At 69.0% G+C, this 23,068-nt stretch carries 32 protein-coding genes, 1 tRNA gene and 2 pseudogenes; 19 read left to right on the top strand and 16 right to left on the bottom strand.

From position 1 onward, the window contains the following. Positions 1–14: 14 nt before the first annotated feature. The 13 genes from QM699_RS07805 to QM699_RS07745 all read right to left on the bottom strand — a co-directional run bounded on the left by QM699_RS07805 (position 15) and on the right by QM699_RS07745 (position 10,907). Positions 15–596 (bottom strand): hypothetical protein, encoded by a 582-nt coding sequence (locus tag QM699_RS07805; RefSeq protein ID WP_415010599.1) that lies wholly within the window; start codon positions 594–596, stop codon positions 15–17. Positions 597–691: 95 nt separating this feature from the next. After that, positions 692–1,315 carry a hypothetical protein gene (locus QM699_RS07800; RefSeq protein ID WP_415010598.1) on the bottom strand — a complete coding sequence of 208 codons (624 nt, stop codon included), beginning with the start codon at positions 1,313–1,315 and terminating at the stop codon, positions 692–694. Positions 1,316–1,855: 540 nt separating this feature from the next. Then, positions 1,856–2,131: a hypothetical protein gene (locus tag QM699_RS07795; protein ID WP_415010597.1), complete on the bottom strand. Its 276-nt coding sequence runs from the start codon at positions 2,129–2,131 to the stop codon at positions 1,856–1,858. Continuing rightward, the gene (locus tag QM699_RS07790) at positions 2,128–2,955 is read right to left on the bottom strand and encodes a C-terminal helicase domain-containing protein (RefSeq protein ID WP_415010596.1); all 828 of its coding nucleotides are present in this window, start codon (positions 2,953–2,955) and stop codon (positions 2,128–2,130) included. Before QM699_RS07790 ends, QM699_RS07795 begins: the two co-directional genes overlap by 4 nt. Then, entirely contained in the window at positions 2,846–3,793 is a 948-nt protein-coding gene (locus QM699_RS07785; protein ID WP_415010595.1) for an SNF2-related protein, read from the bottom strand. Before QM699_RS07785 ends, QM699_RS07790 begins: the two co-directional genes overlap by 110 nt. After that, on the bottom strand, positions 3,793–4,158 hold the full coding sequence (locus QM699_RS07780) for a hypothetical protein (RefSeq protein WP_415010594.1): 366 nt from the start codon (positions 4,156–4,158) through the stop codon (positions 3,793–3,795). Before QM699_RS07780 ends, QM699_RS07785 begins: the two co-directional genes overlap by 1 nt. Beyond that, on the bottom strand, positions 4,158–4,388 hold the full coding sequence (locus QM699_RS07775) for a hypothetical protein (RefSeq protein ID WP_415010593.1): 231 nt from the start codon (positions 4,386–4,388) through the stop codon (positions 4,158–4,160). Before QM699_RS07775 ends, QM699_RS07780 begins: the two co-directional genes overlap by 1 nt. Before the next feature lie 31 nt (positions 4,389–4,419). After that, the gene (locus QM699_RS07770) at positions 4,420–6,180 is read right to left on the bottom strand and encodes a DNA primase family protein (RefSeq protein ID WP_415010592.1); all 1,761 of its coding nucleotides are present in this window, start codon (positions 6,178–6,180) and stop codon (positions 4,420–4,422) included. Positions 6,181–6,193: 13 nt separating this feature from the next. After that, on the bottom strand, positions 6,194–6,628 hold the full coding sequence (locus tag QM699_RS07765) for a hypothetical protein (protein WP_415010591.1): 435 nt from the start codon (positions 6,626–6,628) through the stop codon (positions 6,194–6,196). 20 nt (positions 6,629–6,648) lie between these two features. Further along, complete coding sequence (locus tag QM699_RS07760; RefSeq protein ID WP_415010590.1) at positions 6,649–9,660, bottom strand: DNA methyltransferase; 3,012 nt, start codon at positions 9,658–9,660, stop codon at positions 6,649–6,651. A gap of 203 nt (positions 9,661–9,863) precedes the next feature. Continuing rightward, entirely contained in the window at positions 9,864–10,367 is a 504-nt protein-coding gene (locus QM699_RS07755; RefSeq protein WP_415010589.1) for a cupin domain-containing protein, read from the bottom strand. Between the two features lie 25 nt (positions 10,368–10,392). Beyond that, positions 10,393–10,689 carry a hypothetical protein gene (locus QM699_RS07750; protein ID WP_415010588.1) on the bottom strand — a complete coding sequence of 99 codons (297 nt, stop codon included), beginning with the start codon at positions 10,687–10,689 and terminating at the stop codon, positions 10,393–10,395. Continuing rightward, positions 10,686–10,907: a hypothetical protein gene (locus tag QM699_RS07745; protein WP_415010587.1), complete on the bottom strand. Its 222-nt coding sequence runs from the start codon at positions 10,905–10,907 to the stop codon at positions 10,686–10,688. The genes QM699_RS07750 and QM699_RS07745 overlap by 4 nt, the downstream gene beginning before the upstream one ends. Before the next feature lie 437 nt (positions 10,908–11,344). Here QM699_RS07745 and QM699_RS07740 point away from each other — a divergent pair, with 437 nt between their 5' ends. Beyond that, complete coding sequence (locus tag QM699_RS07740; protein ID WP_415010586.1) at positions 11,345–11,611, top strand: BrnT family toxin; 267 nt, start codon at positions 11,345–11,347, stop codon at positions 11,609–11,611. Next, on the top strand, positions 11,598–11,819 hold the full coding sequence (locus tag QM699_RS07735; protein ID WP_415010585.1) for a hypothetical protein: 222 nt from the start codon (positions 11,598–11,600) through the stop codon (positions 11,817–11,819). The genes QM699_RS07740 and QM699_RS07735 overlap by 14 nt, the downstream gene beginning before the upstream one ends. Positions 11,820–11,983: 164 nt before the next feature. Here the strand turns inward: QM699_RS07735 and QM699_RS07730 are convergent. Together QM699_RS07730 and QM699_RS07725 are read right to left on the bottom strand one after the other, a co-directional pair. Further along, a pseudogene (locus QM699_RS07730) lies at positions 11,984–12,223 on the bottom strand (YkgJ family cysteine cluster protein); the annotation flags it as partial. Beyond that, a complete protein-coding gene (locus QM699_RS07725) occupies positions 12,220–12,564 on the bottom strand; it encodes a hypothetical protein (protein ID WP_415010584.1) in 345 nt (114 codons plus the stop codon). The gene QM699_RS07725 and the pseudogene QM699_RS07730, both read right to left, overlap by 4 nt. 936 nt (positions 12,565–13,500) lie before the next feature. On the opposite strand from QM699_RS07725, the gene QM699_RS07720 reads away from it, so the two are divergent. The 16 genes and pseudogenes from QM699_RS07720 to QM699_RS07645 all read left to right on the top strand — a co-directional run bounded on the left by QM699_RS07720 (position 13,501) and on the right by QM699_RS07645 (position 21,399). Then, entirely contained in the window at positions 13,501–13,776 is a 276-nt protein-coding gene (locus QM699_RS07720) for a hypothetical protein (RefSeq protein ID WP_415010583.1), read from the top strand. Further along, positions 13,776–13,973, top strand: a complete 198-nt coding sequence (locus QM699_RS07715; protein ID WP_415010582.1) for a hypothetical protein — start codon at positions 13,776–13,778, stop codon at positions 13,971–13,973. Before QM699_RS07720 ends, QM699_RS07715 begins: the two co-directional genes overlap by 1 nt. 95 nt (positions 13,974–14,068) lie before the next feature. Next, positions 14,069–14,359: a DUF6948 domain-containing protein gene (locus QM699_RS07710; protein ID WP_415010581.1), complete on the top strand. Its 291-nt coding sequence runs from the start codon at positions 14,069–14,071 to the stop codon at positions 14,357–14,359. Then, positions 14,343–14,657 (top strand): hypothetical protein, encoded by a 315-nt coding sequence (locus QM699_RS07705; protein ID WP_415010580.1) that lies wholly within the window; start codon positions 14,343–14,345, stop codon positions 14,655–14,657. The genes QM699_RS07710 and QM699_RS07705 overlap by 17 nt, the downstream gene beginning before the upstream one ends. Positions 14,658–14,716: 59 nt before the next feature. Beyond that, the gene (locus QM699_RS07700) at positions 14,717–15,286 is read left to right on the top strand and encodes a hypothetical protein (RefSeq protein WP_415010579.1); all 570 of its coding nucleotides are present in this window, start codon (positions 14,717–14,719) and stop codon (positions 15,284–15,286) included. A gap of 2 nt (positions 15,287–15,288) precedes the next feature. Beyond that, positions 15,289–15,543, top strand: coding sequence for a hypothetical protein (locus tag QM699_RS07695; RefSeq protein ID WP_415010578.1), 255 nt, complete (start codon positions 15,289–15,291; stop codon positions 15,541–15,543). 2 nt (positions 15,544–15,545) lie between these two features. After that, positions 15,546–15,695 (top strand): hypothetical protein, encoded by a 150-nt coding sequence (locus QM699_RS07690; RefSeq protein ID WP_415010577.1) that lies wholly within the window; start codon positions 15,546–15,548, stop codon positions 15,693–15,695. A 119-nt stretch (positions 15,696–15,814) separates the two neighbouring features. Then, positions 15,815–15,946 carry a hypothetical protein gene (locus QM699_RS07685; RefSeq protein WP_415010576.1) on the top strand — a complete coding sequence of 44 codons (132 nt, stop codon included), beginning with the start codon at positions 15,815–15,817 and terminating at the stop codon, positions 15,944–15,946. After that, positions 15,943–16,152, top strand: coding sequence for a hypothetical protein (locus tag QM699_RS07680; RefSeq protein ID WP_415010575.1), 210 nt, complete (start codon positions 15,943–15,945; stop codon positions 16,150–16,152). The genes QM699_RS07685 and QM699_RS07680 overlap by 4 nt, the downstream gene beginning before the upstream one ends. After that, positions 16,152–17,219: a DUF5131 family protein gene (locus tag QM699_RS07675; RefSeq protein ID WP_415010574.1), complete on the top strand. Its 1,068-nt coding sequence runs from the start codon at positions 16,152–16,154 to the stop codon at positions 17,217–17,219. The genes QM699_RS07680 and QM699_RS07675 overlap by 1 nt, the downstream gene beginning before the upstream one ends. Further along, entirely contained in the window at positions 17,216–17,668 is a 453-nt protein-coding gene (locus QM699_RS07670; protein WP_415010573.1) for a hypothetical protein, read from the top strand. Before QM699_RS07675 ends, QM699_RS07670 begins: the two co-directional genes overlap by 4 nt. Further along, positions 17,665–17,901, top strand: a complete 237-nt coding sequence (locus QM699_RS07665; RefSeq protein WP_415010572.1) for a hypothetical protein — start codon at positions 17,665–17,667, stop codon at positions 17,899–17,901. The genes QM699_RS07670 and QM699_RS07665 overlap by 4 nt, the downstream gene beginning before the upstream one ends. Continuing rightward, positions 17,898–19,721, top strand: coding sequence for a DNA cytosine methyltransferase (locus tag QM699_RS07660; protein ID WP_415010571.1), 1,824 nt, complete (start codon positions 17,898–17,900; stop codon positions 19,719–19,721). Before QM699_RS07665 ends, QM699_RS07660 begins: the two co-directional genes overlap by 4 nt. Beyond that, positions 19,721–19,930, top strand: coding sequence for a hypothetical protein (locus QM699_RS07655; RefSeq protein WP_415010570.1), 210 nt, complete (start codon positions 19,721–19,723; stop codon positions 19,928–19,930). Before QM699_RS07660 ends, QM699_RS07655 begins: the two co-directional genes overlap by 1 nt. A 112-nt stretch (positions 19,931–20,042) precedes the next feature. Beyond that, positions 20,043–20,309: pseudogene (locus QM699_RS07650) on the top strand (recombinase family protein); the annotation flags it as partial. Between the two features lie 112 nt (positions 20,310–20,421). Continuing rightward, the gene (locus QM699_RS07645) at positions 20,422–21,399 is read left to right on the top strand and encodes a recombinase family protein (RefSeq protein WP_415010569.1); all 978 of its coding nucleotides are present in this window, start codon (positions 20,422–20,424) and stop codon (positions 21,397–21,399) included. 215 nt (positions 21,400–21,614) lie between these two features. Here the strand turns inward: QM699_RS07645 and QM699_RS07640 are convergent. Next, a tRNA-Met gene (locus tag QM699_RS07640) sits at positions 21,615–21,691 on the bottom strand. A 322-nt stretch (positions 21,692–22,013) separates the two neighbouring features. Between QM699_RS07640 and QM699_RS07635 the strand changes: the two genes are divergently transcribed. After that, positions 22,014–23,027, top strand: a complete 1,014-nt coding sequence (locus QM699_RS07635) for a GlxA family transcriptional regulator (protein ID WP_415010568.1) — start codon at positions 22,014–22,016, stop codon at positions 23,025–23,027. Positions 23,028–23,068: the final 41 nt, after the last annotated feature.

The raw sequence follows: 23,068 nt of genomic DNA, 5'->3' as shown, positions 1-23,068 counted from the left end.
CTGAACCGGGGGGGTCACGCGGTGACGATGCCGTCCGTCAGCACCCGCACCTCGTGGGCGATGCGCTTCGGCAGCGTGGCCGCGGTGCGCTCGAAGGTGTCGGCGGTGACGCCCTTGACCATCTCGACCGGCACGGCCGGGCCGAACATGCGCTCGATCGGCAGCGAGGCGAGGGTGCTGCGGTGGAATGCATCGCCACGGGCATTGACCAGCTGGCCGCTGCGCGGGTGGCCGGCGAACATGAACACGCCCGGAAACCGCTGCCATCGGCCCCACGGCCGGGCGCGGACACCATAGGCGAACTGGCGCGCGCCGAAGAGGCGAAGCGGAAGATGGTTGCCGCGTGACGTGATCGCGTAGGCGAGGCTGCTGGCATTGGCCCGGCTGACGGCAAAGCTGCCGTGGGTCTTGATCCCGCCCAGCGTCAGGCCGACCTGCTTGGCGAGGGCCTTCTGGACCCGGGTCCGGGCCGTGTCACCGACGCGGTTGATGCCGCGACGGTAGGCCGTGGTCGCGGCCCGCTCACTCCCGAGCTTCTCGACGGCCTCGGCGAAGCGCACGTGCTCATCGTTCTGGAAGTGGAGCTTCACGGTCATCGCGGGCCCCTCCGGAATGAGAAACGCCCGCTCGGGGTGTCCGGCGGGCGCGATCTCTCAGTATGGCAAGCTGTCTCACGAAGCGTTCTAAACTGTCAATAGGGTTCCTGAGCCTTCGACATACGAGATAGAGCGTCTAGGAGCGCGTCGGTCAGGGGCTTCACGTAGGACATGCCCGCCCACCCATGAGCTCGCAGCACGCCCTTGATCTCGGACCCTTGGAGAACGACGCCGTCGACGAGTGCCCGCAGCGAAATATCCCGACGCTCGCCCCGGGCGTTGCCGCGCACCAGCGCCGTGCCGCCGAGGACGCCGCTGCAATCGCGTAGCTCGCTGGCGATGGCGGTGCGGTGTACCGCGCCGCCATCGGATATCCGGCCCGACCCGCCGCCGGCGAGCCATTCGCCGCCACCCACAGCCGCCACCGCCTCGACCAGGTGGCGATAGCGCATGGCCGCGACCAACCGGTGATCGCCGACCTCGAGCACTGCGAGCGCTCGGGGCAGCCGCTCGCGCGCCGTCCGGTAGCCAAGGGGTGTCAGCCGCTCCTTTCGGTGATCGCCGCGGGCCCCTACGATCTCGACGAGCTCGGCCGGGCGGCGCGCCGGACCGATCGGCGACCGGGCGCCCGGGCATATCCCGTACCCCTGAGCGCGCGCCGCCGTCGAAAGGGCGGCCTTCACCGCCACGTCCTGCACTGCCAGCCGCGCCAGCGCCATCCCGTCAAACCCTGACGCTACATCTGGTAGGCAATCCTTCCTTTCAGACGACATGCTGAAGCCCTTCTGCTGGACGATGGTTCGAGTGGTTCGAGATGGTTTGAGAATGGTTCGAGATTTTCAGCCTCGCCGTCAAAGGCGAGCCTTCAACCTGTTGTTCTTTCGCTTCTTTTTTAGAAGGAATGGCTTGAGTGGTTCGAGTGGTTCGAAAATCTCGCCTAACATAGAGAGAAAAGGGTAATCTCCCTTGGTATCCCGACCCTCGCGCGCGGGGATCAGCCCGAGATTTCGAACCACTCGAACCACTCGAACCAAAGCCACTGGTCCTGTTACCGTTTTGGCCCCGGACCCCGTTCGTCTCGAACCATCGCCTCGGCTTTTCGAACCACTCAAACCATCCGCGAAGGCACAAGGGTGACCGAGGGATCACGCGACAGCGAGAGCCGCCGGCCATGGGCATGCGGTCAGCGTCGGCGGTACAGGTGCGCGCGCCCCCTCGCCAAAGGGGGACGAAGAGCCTCCGCAAGAGCGCCGGGCCCGTCACGACCTGAGTTCCGGATTGCGACGGTGGTGGGCGTAGGTGAGGAAGTCTGGGCGGTCCTCAGGCGGCCGCTCGCGCCATTCGAGGAAGAGCATTTCGATGTGTGATCGCCGGCTCTCGTCGATCTCGCGGAGGCGCGCCAGCAGCACGGCAGCTGCCTCGCCAAAGGCATAGGCCTCGACGAGCTGCAGCACGACGTGCTGGACCTCCCGGTCGCGAGGCGAGGCCTCCGGGAGGGCGATGGCGCCGCGATGATCGCGATGGCCGCTCGTCACGCTTCCCTCCCGACGATGCGCTCGGCCAGCTGCTTCATCCGCGTCTCGTTGACGGGCGTCGCCTCGGCGTGCCCGGCGTAGGGGTTGAGGATGCCGTGCGACTGGCTTGACTTCAGCCCGAGCGTCGGCAGGATCACCGGGTCCGAGCCGCCATCGACGTGCAGGAAGTGCCCGGTGACCTCGCGGGTCTGCCCGTCACGCCAGGCGCGGCCGATGAACTGCCGGTGCACCTGCGGCGACCAGTCGAACTCGCCGATCACCACGTGGGCGACGCGCTTCTGCAGGCCGTCGAGGCCCGCGCCGGATCGCAGCGACATGACGATGAGGTCGGACCGGCCCTCGATCACGTCGCGCTTCGCGCGGAGCTTCTGCGCCTGGCTCTCGGTGCCGGTGTACCAGACCGGGTTCAGGTCGCCGAGGACGCGCTGCCAGATCGCATAGACGTCGCGGTGCCAGCCGCCGAGCAGCACCGGTTCGCCTGCCTCGACCAGCGTGCGCACGTAGGCGGCGACGGAGCGGGCCTTGGCGACCCCGGTCTCCCGGCGCACCAGCATGTCGAGCTCGCGCGCAGCGGTGCCGCGCTGGTAGAAGTCGCCGCGCAGCACCTTTTGCGCCAGGCGCAGCTGCAGCTCGCGATCGGTCGCCGCGTCGTCCTCGCACCACTCGACCTCGAACGGGTGCTTGTAGAGCGGCGGAATGTCGTAGCCGACCTCCTCATCGTCGATCGTCCGCCGCAGGGTCACGCCCTCGGACTGCAGGTAGGCGCCGAGGGCCTCGGGGTCCGTGACGATCCAGTGCGAGCCGAACGGCGTGCACCAGTTCACCTGGAACTCGAACCAGGTGCCGAGCGCGCCCGGGGCGATGAACTCGACGACGTTCCAGAATCTCTGAGCCGTAGTTGTAGATCGGCGTGGCGGTCAGGCCGAGGCGATAGCTGGCCGCAGCTGCAAAGGCGGCGCAACCGCGGCCCTTGTCCGTGGATCGGCCGTGCCGAAGCTCCTGCACCTCGTCGAAGATCACCGTCCGGCAGCCGAGCGTCTCGGCATAGTCCGCCCAGGCGGCGACATTGGAGTAGCGGAACACGTAGACGTCGGCCGGCGGCAGAGTGCGGGGGCTTCGGTCCGTCACCTCCTCTGCGCGCAGGTCGGTGAAGCGCCGGATGTAGTCAGCAATCCACTGCCCGGAGAGGTGCGGCTGCACGATGATGGCCGCGGGCAGGCCCCAGCCGTCGGAGACCGCGGCGAGGGCGCTGACCGTCTTGCCAAGCCCGACCTCGTCGAGCAGCAGCAGCCGTCCGGTCTGGCGCAGCATCTCGGCAGCGCGCAGCTGGTGGCGGCGAGCTTTCTCGCCGGGCCGGAAGCCGGTGAGAAGCATCGGACGGTAGTCGGGCGCCTGCAGCGCTTCGAGGCGACCTTGGCCGGCCCGGTAGGCGGCGAGGCCTGCCGCCAACCGGCCAGCAGCGCGGTCCGTGACCGTGAGCGGGTAGCGCGACATGAACCAGTCGAGATCGGCGGCCCGATCCTCGCGGTCCTGCAGGATGTAGGGCGGCAGGTCGCCGAACCGGATGCCCTTGAAGACGTCCTTGAACCGCATCGAGACGTGCGGCTTCAGGTCCGCCACGATCCAATGGCCGTCGGCATAGTCGACGCGGCCGAGCTCCATCAGAGCCACCCGAGCGTCAAAGACGCAAAGAAGAGTCGCTTGCCGCCGGCCTCGTCGATCGCCCGGGGCCAGCCGCCGCCGCTGGCGAGCACGAGCGCCTCGATCTGGTCCGACTCGGCATAGCGCTCGAGCTGGCGGAGGATCTTGCGCCGCCCGCCGCCGCGGATCTTTACCTCGATCCCGACCGGCCCTGCGAGAAGGTCGATCCGGTCGCGTGGGGTCAGCTGTACTTCGGCCGCGACCTCGATCCCGTCGCGCTCAAGCGCCTCGCGAATGCCCCGCTGCGCTGCGAACTCGGTGGTGACGTCGATCGCCGATCGCTCGATGATGCCGGCCACCCGGCGGGCAATGAAGACAGGGTGCATCAGAGAGAGAGCTCCTCGGCGTGGAACTCAGCGCGGATCAGCTGCAGGTCCGGGCCCAGATAGCTCACCGAGACCATGCTGACCTGATTGGCGGCGGAGTTGTAGCGCGTCGCCCGGGTGACGGTCATCGGCACGTCCGGGCGCGACTTCAGGTAGACGGTGTCACCGGCCGCAGCTCGATCGCGGCGAATGTGCTCGAGGTAGCAGGCGACCTTGAAGAGATGGGGCATCAGCGGATCCTCCAGTACGGTGTGGAATGCGTCATACGAACTCCTCGTCGTCTCCGCGCCGGTCGCCGCCGGCGTGCCCGCGGCGGACCTCGTCAAGCCGCGCGCGCATCTCGCTCCTGAGCGCGATACCGGCGTACCCGCTCGTGGCCGCCGTCTTCCGCTTGCTGTAGGTCGCGAGCGTCTTCGGATCGGTGTGGACGCCAGCCTTCTCGCTGAAGCGGAGGCTGACTGTCCGGGCCCCCCACGGTGCGCCGCCCTGATCCTTCTGCCAGACCTGAAAGGCCTCGGTCAGGTCGCGGCCGACCTCGAAGTCGCCGGCGTCGCCGGTGACGGTGCAGCAGTCGAGCAGGAAGGTCCGGACCGGATCGCTGTCGTCCCGGAACTCGGCCGTCGCGTCGAGCACCTCGGCCGGCTCCTGCAGCCCGCCGGCCAGGAACTGCCGCGCGCCCTCGAGGAGCCAGTTGAGCACGCCCGTCCGCTCGTCCCAGAGCTTCTTGGGCAGGAGCGGGTCGACCTCGTCGCGTGGGATCTGCACCGCGAACGGCACGAGGAGGATGCGGCGCCAGATGCCGTCGTCGGTGCCGCGCACGTTCGGCTTGTGGTTGCCCGAGATCGTCAGCTTGAAGATCGGATCGATCTCGACGAACTCCTCGCGCATCTTGCGGATCAGGAGCGGCTCGCTGCCGGTGAAGCTCTTCACCGTCGCCTCCTTGAAGCGGATACCCTCCTCGGGCTCGGAGGCGCGGACCATGCGCGCGCCGATCACCCGCACCAGGTCGGGCGTGGCGTCCGATCCCTTCCGCTGCTCAGTGCCTGTCAGGCTCTCGATCGGCACGCTGGTCGCGTAGTCGCCGATGATCCGCGCGACGATGTCGACCAGCGTCGATTTGCCGTTGCGGCCCGCGCCGTGGAAAAAGACGAGCTTCTGCTCGTTGGTGAGCCCGGTCAGGCTGTAGCCGAACCAGCGCTGCAAGAACGCCCGCATCGTCATCTCGGGCTGGATGCGGGCCAGGAATGCGTCGAAGTCGGGGCACTTCGCCGCCGGATCGAACTCGACCGGCATCAGCTTGGTGATCATGTCCTCGCGGCGGTGCGGCCGCAGGTCGACCCGCCACGCCTGACCCTCCGTCCACTGCTCGGCCTCCCGGTCGCGGCCGAAGGCGAGCGTTCCCGTCTCGCAGTTCGCGACCATCGAATCGGTGTTGAGCGCGTCGACGCGGCGCTCGACGTAGGGCTCTGCCTCCAGGAGCATGTTCGTGATCTTCGAGGTGTTGCCGGCGCTCTTGGCGAAGCGGGCATGCTCGGCCCTGAGCTTTGCGTCCCGCGCCTTCACCTTGGCGGCAGATTCGAGCAGGTCGCGCAGGCGCGTCCTCTCTCCCGTCTGGGCCTCGTCGAGCTCCGGCAGGAGCAGGAGCCGCTGATACTCGGCCTCGCCCTCGCGGGCCGCCTTCAGGATCGCGGCATCGCGATCCGAAAACCGCCGCCGCGTCGCCTCCTCGGCAATGAGGGACGGGATCTTGTGTGCAACGCGGCGCACGCCCATCCCGTCGAAATCCTGCGCCCAGACCTTGCCGTTCCAGACGAACCAGCCGAGTCGGGGCACGAACATCAGGTCGTCGCCGAAGTGCAGCACCAGCCGCTGGCCATTGCCGTAGTCGTTCAGGGGCAGGCGTGCCGAACGGTCGATCAGCGACCCGTCATCTTCGTCGGAGGGTCGGGGAGGTTCCGGCGGGGGCGGATCGGCCGAGGCCCCGTCCCCCTCGGCGCTGCGAAGCTCGCGGTCCCAATCCATCACCAGCGCCCCGTCATGCCAGCACCAACCGCTGCGCGGCGGCGAGGAACCTGACCCTTTCCTCCCGCGAGAGGCTGCGGAAGCACGCGAGCAGGTACTGTTTGCGCTCGGCCTCGGACGCCCACTCGACCCACCAGCGAGCCTCGGCGGCCACCGTCGTGAACGGCACGCCCGGCATGCCGGCCCGCAGGTCGAGGCAGGTATCCTCGAGAAACTGCCCCACGCCCTCGTCTTCAGCCGCAGCTTGCACGGCAAGGTCGAGGAGCCCGGCCCGCTCCTCCGCTGACAGATAGACCTGGAGGGCGAGCGGCACCGACCCGCCGCCTTCGATCGCGGCAAGGATTGCCCCGAGCGCGATACAGTGGCGGCGGCGTACAGGCACGGCTCCAGCCAGGTTCTCGCCGGAGCCGAACACCGGGAACCAGAACGGAACGTCGAGCCAGTTCATCACGGCCTCGCCGGGCATACCTACTCCGCCGCCATGCTCGGAGCCGCCCCGTCCGCAACGCCGGCCTCGAGCAGGTCGAACAGCGTCGGCACCGACCGCGCCTCGGTCGCCGCCGCCGCATAATGACAGGCGTCGAGGAAGTAGGCTGGATCGAGTTCGCAGCCGATCGCCTGCCGGCCCAGCTTGATCGCGCAATAGGGCACGGTGCCGATACCCCCGAACGGGTCGTAGACCGTCTCGCCGGGCTCGCTGAGCTGGATGATCGCCCGGTCGACGATGTCGAGCTGGAGCGGGCAGCAGTGCATCTGCCGACCGTGCGCGGACTGGTTCATGTTGAGCGTCCGCATCCGCGCCACGTCGGACCAGATGTCGGGGTGCGCCGAATGCGGCGGCACCAGCATGAAGGTCGGCGGCAGCTTGCCCTGCGTCTCCAGGCGCTCGGCGATGGCCACGTGGTGCTCGAAGTCGTAGACGGCCTTGAGGTTGTGCGCCTTCCAGACCTTGTAGATCGCACTGGCATCGAGCCCGTCGAGATCGCTGGCGAGCAGGCGGTCGCCGCTCGAGCGCATCAGGCCGTGGGCGTCGAGTTGCCAGCGGCCGCGGCTGTAGCCGTCCTCGTTCACCCACGCCTTCGCGCGGCTGTCCCATTCCTTCTTCGCCTTCACCACCGGCTTGTCGGCGTAGCCGTTCGAGAGGTCGGAGGGCGGCTTGCGGAAGATCAGGAGGTACTCCGGCACGCCGCAGCCCATGCGGCTCCCGTCCTTGCACTGCTCTGTCCACCCGAGCCGGTAGGTCTGGTTGTTCTCGCGCACGACGTCGGTGGCAATCGTCTTCATGCCGAGATACGCGAAGCCGGCCTCGCAAAAGGCCCGGATCGCGTCGCAGTGGAAGGTCGAGAGCGTCTGGAAGCCAAAGCCGTTGAGCCCACCCGGAACGATCCGGTCCTTGACGTGGATGGCCGCCGCCCGGCCGGGCGCAAGCACGCGAAGCAGCTCAGGGATCAGGAACCCCATCTGCCTCCAGAAGTGCGTGTCGTCGTCGGTGTGCCCGAAGTCGTGGAAACTGTTGGTGTATTCGTACTGCGTACCGAATGGGATGCTGGAGACGATCAGGTCGACGCTGCCCTCTGCCATCGCCGCCGTCTCGACCACGCAGTCGTTGTGCACGATCCGATAGCCCTCGCCGCGGGCCTCGACTCTCTCGACACCCATCGCCCGGGCAACCGCCTGCTGCATCGCGGCGTCCGTCAGCCCGTACTCCCGGATCAGCTCCACCATCTGGTCCACCATTTCTTCATGCTGCCGCCACTTGTGCTCGAGGTTCCGGCGGACCTCCCGCTCGGCCTCGGTGTAGATGAGGTCGATCCGCACCGGCCGGGTCTGGCCGAACCGCCGCAGCCGGTGCACCGCCTGGATGAAATCGGCGAACTTGTACCCGAGCCCGAGGAACACGGCCCAGGCGCAGTGCCACTGCAGGTTCGCGCCCGAGCCGAGCATCACGGGCTTCGCGGCGAGTTCGGGTACCCGCCCGTCGGCGAAATCGCCGATCGTCGCCTCGCGATCCTCGAGGTCCTGCGCGCCGTAGACCGTGGCGACGCCGGGGATGGCCGCCTCGATGGCCCGCCGCTCGTCCTCGAGGTCGTGCCAGATCAGCCGGTGCGCGGCGGGATCCTCGGCGCGCAGCTCGAGGAGCTTCGCCACCCGCGCCGTCAGGCTGTCGCGCTTCTCGCGCGCGGCCTCCGCCAGGCCGAGGGCGGCGTCGCGGAACATCCGCATCTGCCCGCTCTTCTCCAGGCCGGCGCCGCCGAGATGGTCGACCGGCAACTCGTGCCAGCGGATGTCGAGCGGCGGCAGGTCGTAGCCGTCGTCGCAGTTGCAGACGTCATCCGAGAATGCGCTCGGCTGGCCAGCCGAGCTTGTACCGGGAGTGAAGCCTCCAGTAGCTAACCCCGAGTTCCCTTGCCCAAGCGGAGAGGGTTTGTTCGCGGCCCCTGTAGGTGAGCTTGACGCTGCTTCGGCGATTTTGGCACTGGTCGACGTGAGGCGCCCAGCGGCAGTTTCCGGGCTCGTATCCCCTGTCGTTGTCGTTCCGCTCAAGCGTGTGGCCGTCTGGTCGAGGGCCCATGTCGGCGAGGGATGCAGGGAAGCTGTTCTGCCATCGATCGCAGACTCTGATGCCGCGCCCTCCATAGTCGGGCCAGTCCTTGTTTCGGGGGTTGCCGCAGCGCTGGCGCATGGCGCGCCAAGATTGATGCTCTGACGTCCTGCTCCCGCCGTGCCACTCGCGGGAGCATCCGCAGCTGGCATGCCGACCGGACCGCAACCGATCGGCCGTGGTGATCCGCTCTCCGCCGCAGTCGCACCGACAGAACCAACCGCCGGGGGCCCGTCGTTCGACGGTGAGCCGTCCGTACCTCTGGCCGACGATTTCTTCCCGTTTCTGTGGCATGGGTGCTCGCAAATGTCTGAAGGCTTCGTGATGAACAGGGCCCAACTGGCGACCCACAACCAAAATTCTTGGGCCTTGTGTGGCAGCAGCGTGAGGTTGTCGGCCTTCTCGCTGTTGCGCTTGAAGAACCGCGTCTTCGCCGCGCCGATGTCGAGCACGCCGAGGAAGCCGGAATAGCTCAGGAGCTCCAGATGCTCGTTCGGGCTGGGCGTCGCGGTCGCGACGAACCGGTACTTGATCCCGTCGCTGACGACGGTCTGCGACCGGTCACGCCGATCGTCGCCGGCCAATACCGCCATGAACTCGCGGAACGTCTTGGTCCCGCCGAAGCCGCGAAGGATCGCCGCCTCGTCGAGGGACACGGCGACGAAGCCCGAGCAGTCGATCTTGCCCTCGCGGACGCTCTCGTAGTTCGTCAGGTAGATGCCCGGTCCGTCAACCTCGGCCGTGGTGCGCACGAAGCGCAGGTCGACCGCGAACGGGCCGTGGAACCGCCGTCGCGCCTCCTCCAGAAACTCGCGGCGAACGCCGAGCGGAGCGATGATGAGGCAGGGCCGGCGCTCGCGGGCGAGGATCAGGCGCATCGCCTCGATCTGCGTCGCGGTCTTGTGCAGCCCGAAGTTGGCGAACCAGGCGCGCCGGCCGCCCGCGAGCCCCCAGCGGACCATTGCCCGCGTGTGCGGCTTGAGGGCAGGGTTGAGGTCGCCGGGGTCGACCTCGAAGCCGGCGAACCGCGGGGCCACGGCCGCCTTCGCCTCAAGGAAGGCGCGGTAGTCTGCCGGCGCGGTCATGCCATCTCACCACAACCGCGGCCCTGCCCGCCAGTGTTGTCCGGGTCGACGAAGTCGGACCAGACCACCCAGCCCTTCGGGCAGTGAAACCCCCAGTCCCGCACCTTGGGGCCGGTGATAAACAGCGTCTCCGCAGGCTCGCCGTCGATCAGCTCCAGCCTGTGGGCGAACTCCGGGCCGCGGTAGACGCAATCCCCCGACCTGATGGTGCGTGAGCCCTCATGCGTGACCTCGCGCAACCGCCCTTCGACCATGATCGAGAAGCTGGGCCAGGGATGATCGTGGAGCGCCCGATCGTCGTCGTCGCGGAGAATGCGATGGTAGTAGACATTGAACGTCTCGTTCCGCGGCAAGAGATACCAGCGCAGCATGTAGGGCCGGCCAGGCTCTCCTATGACGAAGTCGGGCGCCCGCACCGGCCGAAGCAGGGCGAGAGGAATTGGCGACGGCAAGGCAGCATCGTTCAGCGCCCGCGCCTCGGGCGACATCTCATCCGGCATGGGTTCTATCCTCCCGATTGACGGTTCAGTCGGCCGACAGCTGCCGGCCGAGGTCGGCGCATCGGTCCCGAAGCGCCGATGACACTTCGAGGCCCGCCTCGAGCTTGAGCCGCGCCCAGTGCGCGGACCCTCGCTCTGGCCAGGCCGCCTGGAATGCCGACGCGAAGGTTGCGAGCTTGGCCAGTTGCGGGTCTGACAGGGTGGCCTTCGGCGCGGCCACCAGGGCGAAGCCGAGCACGCGCTCCTGATCGTCGCGATGCCCGATCGGATCGGTGCAGAGCGCGGCCAGCGCGTTGACAAGAAGGGCGTCCCACTTCGTCATCGCTGCCTCCCTTTCACGTGCTTCGCGCGATCGACGACATGGCTGACCTCCGACGCCGGCAGGTGCAGGTTCTGGACCCGCCGCACCCAGTCCTCGACGACCGCGGCCGCGACGCAGCCGGCGTCGATCTTCCGGTCGGCCGCGAAGGCCTCGAGACGCCGGAGCGAGCTCTTCGAGATCAGTGCGAGCGGATTCAGCGCGAGCGGATTGTCCGTCATGCCGCCTCCGACCGGCTGCACCGCCGCCGCGCGACGTCGACGGAAATGCGGGGGTGGCGGCCGCGCCACCCCCAGTTGCCCGCCGCAGGAGGAATCGCGGCGGGATCGGCAAGAGAAGGCGCGGGGGCCGGAGCCTCCCGCAAGGTGCCGCGCCCGGAGGACTTGGCCCCACAGGCAGTGGGCGCGGTGGCAGTGTCGTTCCGCCCGGGCGGCGAGGCGCCGGGCGCGGCGGTGCCTGAAAGGGGATCGGGGAGCGCAATGTGGGGTGTCGCGCTCCCCTGGCTGGCGGCGGGGACCGTCGCCGACAGCAGTTCCGGCCCATGGGGGGGGATGTGGACCGGAATGGGCATGCCGAGGCCGCAGGTCAGGTGACGGCCCCCAACATTTTTATACACAACATTATTTACAGCAAGATTTAGCGTGTGTATAACAATCCCATGAAGACGGAATGGGATCAGGCAAAGCGAGACAAGACGCTCCGGGAGCGCGGGCTGGACTTCGCGCACGTCGGGGAAGCCGACTGGGACGCTGCCCTGACCGAGCAGGACACCCGCGGCGCCTACGGCGAAGACCGGTTCGTCAGCCTCGTGCCGATCCACGGCCGTCTCTGCGTGGTGGCGTGGTGCGTGCGCGGCGACGCCCTGCGCGTCATCAGCCTCCGCAAGGCCAACTCCCGGGAAAGGAAGCGATATGACGAAGCGTGAGCCGCTGATCGACGAGCGCGGCGAGGTCCGCGAGCTCGACGACGCCTTCTTCGCGAAGGCGAAGCGCGGGCGCCCCGCGATGCTGCCCGGTGAGCGCAAGGTCCGCATGAACCTGATGATCGACGCGGATGTCGCCCAGGCGCTGCAGGCGGTCGAGAACAAGAGCGCCTTCGTGACCGATGCCGTCCGCAAGGCGCTGGCAAGGTAAGGACGGCGAGCAGCGGCGCCGGGCAGGTTCCCGGCGCCGCGCGCCCGCGGCCCGAGCGCGGCCGATCGCCGCAGCATCCGCCGCGCCTCCGCGTCCGACAGCTTCCGGCTGGCCACGCCCCCGTTCCTGCAGGCAAATCCGGGCGCATCGACCAGCCCGTAGAGCTGGCATGGACCCGGCCGGACCGCATGCACCGAGCAGAGGCCGTCCTCGGTCAGCAGCGGGCAGCGCAGCGTTTCGAACTGCCGACGAAGCACCCACGTGTCCTTGTCCCAGCGCATCCAGACCTGACCCGGCGCAACCGCATCGACCCGCGCCCGCTCGGCATCCGAGAACGGGACGAGGCTCGCCTTGCAGCAGGCGCCGCACCCGGGGACGCAGGTGAAGTCGGCAGGCCGCGTCATGCGCCGATCCTCCGAAACTCGGGCGCGTGCTGGGGACTGGCGGCAATACGCTGCAGCATCGTCACGGCCGGCGGCTTGCGGTACCGATAGAACAGGATCGGCGAGTGCGCGGGGTCATCGCAAACCGGGCGGCGCTCGATCCGGGGCCACCACCACCGGCCGACGCGCACCCGCGTCCAGTGCCAGAACCAGTTCGGAGCGTCCGACGCGATCGGTGCCCAGGCCTCGGGGCGGATCAGATCGTCGTCGGGGTACGCGAGCTGGATGTGCACTGGAAAGGGCAGGTCGCGCGGCCCGCTCCCGTCGTGCTCGATCCACGGGCTCCAGCCGGTCATGCTCATGCTGCGGAGCCCTGCGAGCAACGGAAAAAGTCCGCAGGCTGAAGGGGAAGGCCACGCTCTTGTGCCGCGCGCAGGAGAGGCGCTTGGCAGTCAGCAGGGATGAGACCACCGGTCCCGCCGCGCTCCTTAGGGTACGTCCACCGACGAACGCGAATTTCGCTCCGGTCGGTCATTTCGGCAACCGCCGAGTACCCGCCGCAGATCCTGATGATGGTGAGTGCCGGTTCCATGCGCGGTATAATTGCGATTATCGCAGCATTAAGCAAGACGGTAGATTGCGATTTCCATGGCTATCCGGTTTTGCGAGATTTCGCAGCATTCTGCTGGGACCATGACGACAGTGATCGACGGCAAATGGATCGATGCACGGCTTACTAGGCGGCGCGGAGAAAAGGCCGCGCTAGCTCGATGCATGGGCATCACGGCTGACCAGCTGTCAAAGATCCTGAACGGGAAGCGCAATGTCCAGCCGGAGGAGATGCCAGGCCTGCTACTGTATTTTGGCGAAGCCATAGGTCCGGCTGAGCGCGTTGGGTTAATCCAACTTATTGCCGAGGAACTTCCCTATCTAGATCAGGAGTCTCGGGACATTCTGGCGGCTCTTGCGAGGCAGCTCGCCGGTCCAAGGCGCGCAGCCGAAGCGCGAGACAAAGTATCAGAGTCAGATCTCTGACACCAAGCCGCTCCAGTATAGCACAAATCTGATCCCTCGGCATTTACCACGCCCCCCAGTCGCGCCCGATCTGACCAGCCGACCAGTTGAGCCGATTCGGCGCAATCCGCCGTCTCGGAGTTCTCGGCGTTTATCGCAGCTGTCGTTAACGGCTTGTTGCGATAAACGCAATTTAATCCTTGACCGTTTGCTGCGATTATCGCAAGGTCCGTTCCTATCAGCGCAGAGCCGCGGCTCGCGCGAAGAAGGGATGCCAGACCAAAATGCACCAGCCGACCCCATACCCAGCCGGGGCTCCCCGGATTTCGATCGAGGCCCTTCCCGCGGGCGGCGGCTACACCGCTTCGGTGGCCGGGGAGGGGGCCGACCCGATCGACGACCCTGTCGTGACGGGCCCCACCCGGGTGGAAGCCGCGCTCCGCCTGGCACGCGCGATGTTCGGCTGGGAACACCACCCCTACCTCTGTCTCGCCCTTGGCGCTGCCTTGCGGGAGGCCGGCCACGACGCGGCTGCCGCTCTGATCGAAGGGATCGAGTGATGCTGACCGCCGAGACCTACCGCGGCTTCGCCGTCGAGTTCGACCCGCTCTCGATCCCGGGGAACGAGGCGCGCGGCTGGCGCGCCATCGCCGCCGACGGCGAGGCGCTCTTCGGCCCGACCAGCGCCAGCGTGCGGCGCCAGGTCGACCAGCACCTCGCCGCCCCCTCGCAGCCCGCGGCAGCGTCCGCCGCCTGACCTCGGCGCTGCCGCCCCGCGCGGACGGCAGCGCCGAGGTCAGTCCCCCAGCCGAGCCGAGGCGGCACAGTCCTCGGCAGAAGGAGACAAGAACGGTGTCCGACTATGTCATCATCCGCACCTACTCCGCCGGCGTCCACGCCGGGGAGCTGATGCGCCGCGACGGCCGCGAGGTCGAGCTGCGCAACGCCCGCCGCCTGTGGCGCTGGCACACGGCCGACCGCGGTATCAGCCTCAGCGAGGTGGCCACCGCCGGTATCAACGCCAGCAAGTCTCGCGTTTGCGAGACGCTGCCCTCGATCATCCTGACCGAGGCCATCGAAATCATCCCCGCGACCGACGTAGCCCGGGCGACCATCGAGAGCGCCGATGTCTACCGCGTCTGACGGCGACGGCTACGGCTACGGCTCCGGCTACGGCGACGGCTCCGGCTACGGCGACGGCTCCGGCGACGGCTCCGGCGACGGCTCCGGCGACGGCTCCGGCTCCGGCTCCGGCTACGGCTCCGGCTCCGGCTACGGCTCCGGCTCCGGCTACGGCTCCGGCTACGGCTCCGGCTCCGGCTACGGCTACGGCTCCGGCTCCGGCTACGGCTCCGGCTCCGGCTCCGGCTCCGGCTCCGGCTACGGCTACGGCTACGGCTACGGCTCCGGCGACGGCTACGGCTCCGGCTCCGGCGACTAGAACTCGACCCCCCCAGCCGAGCCGAGGCGGCCCGATCCTCGGCAGAAAGTCTTTCCATCATGGTAAGCCGCGTTGCGTTTGCCGTGGCGCTGTGCGCCTGCGGCCCCGTCGTTGCCGGCACCGGCGCCCTCTCGGAGGTGCTGACCCTGCCCAACGGCATGGAGATCGTCGCACCGAAGACCGAGGACTTCATCCGCTCCGGACGGTGCGGTGCCTGGGGCTGCAGCGTGCACGAGCGCTCCGGCGAGACGCCGAACAACCAGTTCAACTCCGGCGATCGCGCGGGCGGTGCCTACGTCAACTCCGGCGGCATCAGCGGCCTGCGTTACTCCGGCCGGGCCGAACCCGGCAGCACGACGGCGTGGCTCTCGCTCGTCGACGCGTGGGATCAGCGGCCGACGACGGGCTTCAAGGTGACCGTTCGCGGCCGGGACGAACACGGCGTCTGGGGCACGCTCGGCGCCTACGAGATCGGTGCCCGCGAGGCGACGGGCACCGTGCACAATCTGCGGATCAAGCTCGCCGCCGCCGGCCAGCGCTTCGTCGCCTTCTTCGAGCAGAAGAGCCGCAAGTGGCGGTCTGGCGACATCTTCGCCGTCGGTCGCGGCGCCTGCCGGCGGGGACACTGACGATGGTCTCCGGGACGGAAATCACCTCGGCCAATGTCGAAAAGGCGCTCTCCATGGTCGAAGCCGTCGTCGCCGAGATGGCCGTCGCCGGCTTCAGCCCGGTTCTCATCGCGACGGCTCTTGCATGGCACGTCAATGACCAGGTGCGGCGGACGATGCCGACCGAGGCGACGGCGACCTTGTTCAAGCTCGCGCTGATCGACGCTCCGGAGCCACTGCATGACGTGGCGATGGCCACCCTTTGTGACGGGGCCTGACGATGGCAGCCCTCCGCACCGCCATCGGCATCTCCGGCCTCATCGGCCTCGCATGGCTGGTCGGCAACATCTTCGTCGCCGCCGACCGCGCGGCAGAGCTGCGCCGCTGCGCCCACCAGGTCGACGTCTGCATCGCGACGCTCGGCCCATGACCGCCAGCCCGCCGCCGGCGATCCGCTGACGCCCTTCGCCGGCCGCTCCCGCGAGGAGCAGCCCGCCGAGGGCGTCCCTCGACCCGGCCAGAGGCCGGCAAACCAGCAAGGAGACCAGCATGCAGGACGAAGCCCAGACCGAGACCACCGAGGCTCAGGAGACCACCCCCGAGGTTCCGCCGGCCGAGCCGGCGACGGAGGGGGCGGACGAGGCGAACGCGATCGTCCAATCGCTGGCGAGGCGCGCATGACCGCAATCGCCGAAATCGCCGCGATCTACCAGGCCGAGACGCCCCTCGGCGTCTGTATCCGCGAGGTGGAAAACGGTCCCGACATCTGGCTGCCCATCTCGGCGGTCGAAGTCGAGCCGGAGAACGAGGCGCTCGCGCTGGAGCGCGGCGTGGTCGTCAAGGTGACCGCGCCGGAAGGGCTCCTCCTGAAGATGGGGTTGATCTGATGGCGGAGCAATCGTCGATCGAGTGGACCGACGCGACTTGGAACCCGATCACGGGATGCACCTTGGTCAGCGACGGGTGCCGCAACTGCTATGCTGCCGAACTCGCGACGACGCGCCTGCGCAACCACCCGAGCCGCGCCGGACTGGCCCGCAAGAACGCCGCCGGCGAGGCGAAATTCACGGGCGAGGTCCGGTTCAACGAGCAGTGGCTCGACCAGCCGCTGCGCTGGCGCCGCCCGCGGAAGATCTTCGTCTGCGCGCACTCCGACCTCTTCCACGAGAGCGTGCCCAACGAGTGGATCGACCGGGTGTTCGCCGTCATGGCGCTGGCGCCGCAGCATACGTTCCAGGTGCTCACGAAGCGGCCGGCGCGGGCGCACGAGTATCTGACCGCCGACGGCGGCTTCGGCCCATGGGGTCGCGTCGAGCATCATGCGCGGCACATGGCGCACATTCCGCCGGGCAAGACCCTCGCCACCTACGGGGGATCGAATCTGCCGAACGTCTGGCTGGGCACCAGCATTGAGGACCAGCGGACGGTCGACGAGCGCCTGCCGCACCTCGTCGCAGCGCCGGCGGCGGTTCACTTCGTCTCCTACGAGCCCGCGCTCGGGCCGGCCGACTTGGCGCCGTGGATGCACGATAGCGGCTGCCGGTTCCGCGCCGAAGGCATCTGCACCTGCTGCGCCCCCCGGGAGACGCACCTCGACTGGGTCATCACGGGCGGCGAGAGCGGCCGGCACGCTAGGCCGTCGCATCCGGACTGGTTCCGGCGAGTCCGGGACGACTGCGCCGCCGCTGGGGTTGCCTACCTGCACAAGCAGAATGGCGCGTGGCTCGCGGTGGAGGTCGGCCGCGATGGCGAGATTTCCCCGCCGATACCGATGGCCGGCTTCAGCCGCACCCGGCGTTGGGACGGCACCAGCTTCGTGTCGCCGGGCGACGACGCCAACGTGCGCGACGTCTTCGCTCCGGGTTCCGCCCTGACATTCCCGGTCGGCAAGGCCGCCGCCGGCCGCCTCCTCGACGGCCGCGAGCACAACGACATGCCGGAGGCGCGGTCGTGAAGGCCCTGACCGTCTGGCAGCCATGGGCGTCCCTGATCGCCGCCGGCGCGAAGCCCTACGAATTCCGCAGCTGGCCGGCCCCGGCGTGGATCATCGGCCAGCGGATCGCGATCCACGCCGGGGCGCGCAAGCCGAAGCCGGGCGAGATCGACCAGCTCCGGCTGATCTGCCGTGGCGGCAAGGGCCGACTGGCCGGGCTCTTCGACGACAAGGCGCTGCCCATCCTCGAGCACCCGGAGGCGCTCTGGTTCGGCGCGATCGTCTGCACCGCGGTCATCGGCGAACCTATCCACGCCAGCTCGGGCCTGCCGGCGCTCGGGATCGAGCGGAACGACAGCGACCGCCGCGAGCACTTCAACTGGGCATGGCCGCTGACCGAGGTGCGGCCACTTGAGCCGCCCGTGCCTGCCCGTGGAGCACAGGGCTTCTGGAACTGGAGCGGAGCATGACGATCGACGATCCGGCCCACCCGAAAATCGGGCTGGCGGCGATGCAGGCCATGTACGCCACGCACGTCGCCCTCGGCGGCGACCCGCGACTGACGTTCGTCGCGATGACCACAGCGGCCGCGCTCTCCGGGCACATGATCGAGCGCACTCCGGAGCAGATGCACGCGATGCTGGACCAAGTCAGCGATGTGGCACTCGCGCTGATGCTGCAGGCCACGGAAACTCCCCAGTGACCGACAACGTCCACGACGAGATCATCGTCGACAGCTTCGCCGGCGGCGGCGGCGCCTCGACCGGGATCGAGCTTGCCCTCGGCCGATCGCCCGACGTGGCGATCAACCACGACGCCAACGCGATCGCGCTGCACCGGGCGAACCACCCGGAGACCGTCCACCTGACAACGGACATCTGGGGCGTCGACCCCGCGGCGGTCGCCGCCGGACGAAAGATCGGCCTGCTGTGGGCCTCGCCAACCTGCACCCACTTCTCCAAGGCGAAAGGCGCGGCGCTGGTAGACCGCAACATCCGAGATCTCTCGTGGGTCGTCTGCCGCTGGGCCGAGCTGCCGCGGGCGACGAAGCCGCGGGTCATCATCCTCGAGAACGTCGAGGAATTCCGCGGCTGGGGCCCGGTGGGCGAGGACGGCCGGCCCGTGAAGGAGTTCTGCGGCGTCACCTACGAGGCATGGATCAAGCGCCTGAATGCGGCCGGTTACAAGGTCCAGTGGCGCGAGCTGCGGGCCTGCGATTACGGCGCGCCGACGATCCGCAAGCGGCTCTTCGTCATCGCCCGGTCGGACGGCAACCCGATAGTCTGGCCGAAGCCGACGCATGGCGATCCGAAGAGCGACGCGGTGAAGCGCGGCAAGCTCCTGGCTTGGCGCACAGCGGCCGAGTGCATCGACTGGTCACTGCCGTGCCCGAGCATCTTCGAGACACCGGCCGAGATCATGGCGAAGCACGGGCTGCGCGCGAAGCGGCCTCTCGCCGACGCCACGCTGCGGCGGATCGCCCGCGGGATCATGCGCTACGTCGTCGACAGCCCGCGGCCGTTCATCGTCTCCGTCGCGCACGGCGATAGCGGCGGGCGCCGGGACTATCCGATCGACGAGCCGCTCGGGACGCAGACGAGCGGTGGTCGGCAGCATGCGATCGTCACGCCGATCATCAGCTACGCCCAGCAGGGCGGAGGCAACCGCCCGGCCGACGCGCCGCTGCACACCCTCTGCGCCTCGCCCAAGGATCAGAACACGCTCGTCGCTGCGACGATGGTGCAGACCGGATACGGCGAGCGTCCTGGGCAGGCGCCGCGCTCCCTCGAAATCGAGGCACCGATCGGCACCCAGGTCGCGGGCGGGTCGAAGCACGCGGTCGTGGCCACCTTCTTGGCCCAGCACAATGCGGGGCCTCGCAACGGGGGCATCTCCGGGCGCGAGGTCGATGCGCCGATCTCGACCGTCACCGCCGCCGGTGCGCAGCAGCAGGTCGTTGCGGCGAGCCTGATGAACCTGCGCGGCACGAACAAGACCTGCGCCGCCGTCGACGAGCCAGCGCGCACCGTGACTGCGGGCGGCAACCATGCCGGGCTGATAGCGGCGCATATCACACGCCAGTTCGGCAACTCTATCGGCTCGACCGTTGACGATCCGGTCGGGACGATCACCGCCGGCGGCGCCGGAAAGGCAGGCCTCGTCGCCGCCTTCCTCACCAAATACTATGGCACCGGCGACGGCGCGCGGCTCGACGAGCCGATGCACACTGACACGACGCGGGACCGCATGGGCCTCGTCACCATCGAGATCGACGGCGCGACCTACGCCATCGTCGACATCGGAATGCGGATGCTGACGCCGTGGGAGCGGTTCCTCGCGCAGGGCTTCCCAGCCGACTACGCGATCGAGGAGGGCATCGGCGCCGATGGCGAGCCCGTCCGGCTCACGCTGGACGCCCAGGGCCGGGCGTGTGGAAATTCCGTCTGCCCACCCCTCGCATCGGCGCTGGTGGCGGCGAACTGCGCTGACCTCGCCTTCCAAGCCGAACGCGAGGTGGTGTGATGAAGAAATCCGACGTGACCCGCGAGACCGCTCAGGAATTGGCCGACGCGAAGGCCGCTATCGCCGAACTCCTGCTCGCACGCGCGGCGTTGATCGACTGCCCTGTGGTGAACCACCGCATCCATGCGGCGATCGCCCGACATGACGCCGCAATCGAGGCGCTGCGGGCATTCACGCCATTTTCCAGTGACGAGCTGAAAGCGCGATGACAAAGCACGCCACGTTCCCCGGGCTCGATCCGCTGCTTCTCGACCTAATAGCCGCATTGGCGCGCGCTGACGCTCGCCGCGATAATGCCGCCGATTCGGCGGGGGAGACAGGATGCCAAGAAGGGCCGCGGTCTACGCCCGCTTCTCGACCGACCTGCAGTCCGACCGATCCATTGACGATCAGGTGGCACTATGCCGGGAACATGCCGCACGCTCTGGATTGATCGTCACCGCGGTCTATTCCGACCGGGCGCGCACGTCGGCCTCGCTCACAGGCCGCGACGGAATGCTGCGGCTGATGGAGGATGCTCGCGCCGGTAAGTTCGACGTGGTGCTCGTCGAGGCGATCGATCGTATCAGCCGCGACCAAGAGGACCTGGCGGGCATCTATAAGCGGCTGACGTTCGCCCGCATCGACATCCTCGCTGTCCACGAGGGCAAGGCGGATTCGATCCAGATCGGTATCCGGGGCCTCGTCGGAGAAGCTCTTCTTGCGCGACCTGAAGCACAAGGTCCGGCGCGGGATGAAGGGGGTAATCCGCGACGGCAGGAACGCCGGAGGCCGGGCCTACGGCTACCGTCCTGTTCCCGGCCGCCCGGGCGAGCTCGAGATTGTCGAGCACGAGGCGGAGGTGATCCGCCGCATCTTTCGGGAGTACATCTCCGGCAGAGTGCCCCGCGAAATCGCCGGGTCGCTAAACGCCGAAGGCGTGCCGCCGCCACGCGGCGCACGCTGGAACGCCAGCACGATCAACGGCAATGCCGAGCGAGGCTACGGCATCCTGCTGAACTCGCTCTACCGTGGGCGGATCGTCTGGAACCGGGTGACCATGGTGCGCGATCCGGACACCGGCCGCAGGATCAGCCGCGTGAACCCTGAGAGCGAGTGGCAGAGCGCTGAGGCGACCCACCTGGCTATTGTGGATCCCGAGACCTGGAACGCCGTGCAAGGGCGGAAGGCGGCGAAGAGCCACCTGCACGCCGAGCGCCGCGACATGCGGCCGAAGCGACCGTTCTCCGGGCTCCTGCGCTGCGGCGTCTGCGGAGGCGGCATGGCACTGCACGACCGATCGGGCTCTGCGGTCCGGATCAGGTGCTCGACCGCCAAGGAGAGCGGCGCCTGCGACAACGGCGGGCGCTACCGGCTCGACCGGATCGAAAGAGCCATCATCGAGCGCCTGCGGGAGCAGCTCGCCCACCCGGAGGCCCTGCGGGCATACCTGCATCACTATCGGGAGGCGCGCCGATCATCGATCGCGGCCGCGACCCGCGACAGGACGGCTCTTGAGCGCGAGGTCGCCACCATCTCGGGCCAGCTCGACCGGATGCTCGGCCTCTACACACGCAGCGTAATCGACGGCGAGACCGCGGAGAGGCAGATCGCCGACCTGCAGGCCTCGCTGACGGCGGCGAAAGGGAGGCTCGCCGAGGCGGCAACGGCTGTGCCGGTGGTCGAAGCTCCACCCTGACGCGGTCGCACGCTATGGCCGAACACTCGAGGCTCTCGGCTCGCGCTTGGCGGCGCCCGACCCGGCATTCGATGCGGAGACGATCGCCTGCCTGCGCCGGATCGTGGCGCGGGTCATCGTCCATCCGCCGGCGGGCGCCAATGCGGCGATCGTCGAGGTAATCGCTTGGCTCGAGGCGCTGACGGGCGATGTACCAAACAGGGTGGGGGGGCTGGTGGTAGCGGAGGAGGGACTTGAACCCCCGACACGCGGATTATGATTCCGCTGCTCTAACCAGCTGAGCTACTCCGCCAACGCGCGGGTCTTTACGGGAGGGGCGGGGGGGCGTCAAGAGGCGTCCGGCGCTGGAAGAACGCGGCTGACACGTGAGGAGAGAGCGGCCCGTGCGGGGGATCGGATGGCCGCCGGCGCGGTCTCCCGTGCGGTCTTCGGGCTGGGTTGCAGCGTTGCGCGCGGGCGTTGCGCCGCCGCTCGGCATCGGGGCGGCTTGGCATCGGGGCGGCTTGGCATCGGGGCGGCCTGGCGGCGGGAGGGCTTTCGCCGGGGGGACGTGGCGAGCGTCGGGCCGAACGATCCGGTGATCCCGCCTCTCGTCCCGGTGGGCGGGGATTGCCGTGGGCCGACTTTGGGTGCTGGAATGCGGCATGGCCGACCGTGATCCGAAGACCACCCAGCATTTCGGCTTCCTGCTGCTGCCGCGCTTTGCGCTCATGTCCTACGCGGCGGCGACCGAGCCGCTCCGGGCGGCGAACCTGCTCTCCGGGGTGCCGCTCTACCGGGTCAGCGACTTCTCGGCCGACGGGGCCGCCGTCAGGGCGTCGAACGGGCTCGCGGTGCCCTGCGCGGCGCCGCCGGCGCCGGATCTGCACACGCTTTTCGTCTGCGCCGGTGGCGGGCCCGGCGACTGGCGCGTGGCGGAGGTGGCGCCGATCCTGCGCCGGCTCGCCCGCCGCGGGGTGCGGCTCGGCGGCATCTCGGGCGGGGCCTACCTGCTCGCGGCGGCCGGTCTGCTCGACGGGCGCGACTTCACCCTGCACTGGGAGCACGCTCCGGCGCTGGCGGAGGCGTATCCCGAGGCGGTGCCGCGCCCGGCACGCTACGTCATCGACGGCAACCGCATCACCTGCGGCGGCGGGGTGGCGCCGCTCGACATGATGCACGCGCTCATCGCCGAGCGGATGGGGGCGGGCTTCGCGCGGCGGGTCAGCGACTGGTATCTGCACACCGCCGTCGCCGAGCCCGGCGCGCCGCAACGGGCCAGCGCGGCCGAGCGATACCGCACGCATCACCCCGCGCTGCTGGCCGCGCTCGGGCGGATGGAGGCGACGGTCGAGGCGCCGCTGCCGCGTGCCGCGATCGCCCGCAGCGCCGGGGTGAGCCCGCGCCACCTCGACCGGCTGTTTGCGGCCGAGCTCGGCACCACGTGGACCGCGGCCTACCTGCGCCTGCGCCTCGACCAGGCGGCGCGGCTGCTGGAGCAGAGCCCGCTCTCGCTGGCCGAGGTCGCCTTCGCCACCGGCTTCTCCAGCGCGAGCCACTTTTCACGGGCGTTCCGCGCCGCGAACGGCGTCCCGCCGGGGGCCTGGCGCGCGCGCCGGGTGGGCGGCACGGGCGGGGTCGCGCCCTGAGCGCTGCCCGCGCGGAAGCGCGTGACGAAAGTTCCCCAACC

Source organism: Amaricoccus sp. (assembly GCF_047602525.1).
GTDB lineage: Bacteria > Pseudomonadota > Alphaproteobacteria > Rhodobacterales > Rhodobacteraceae > Amaricoccus.
The sequence above is the reverse complement of the archived record's forward strand: the minus strand, read 5'-3'. Positions and strand labels throughout refer to the sequence as shown.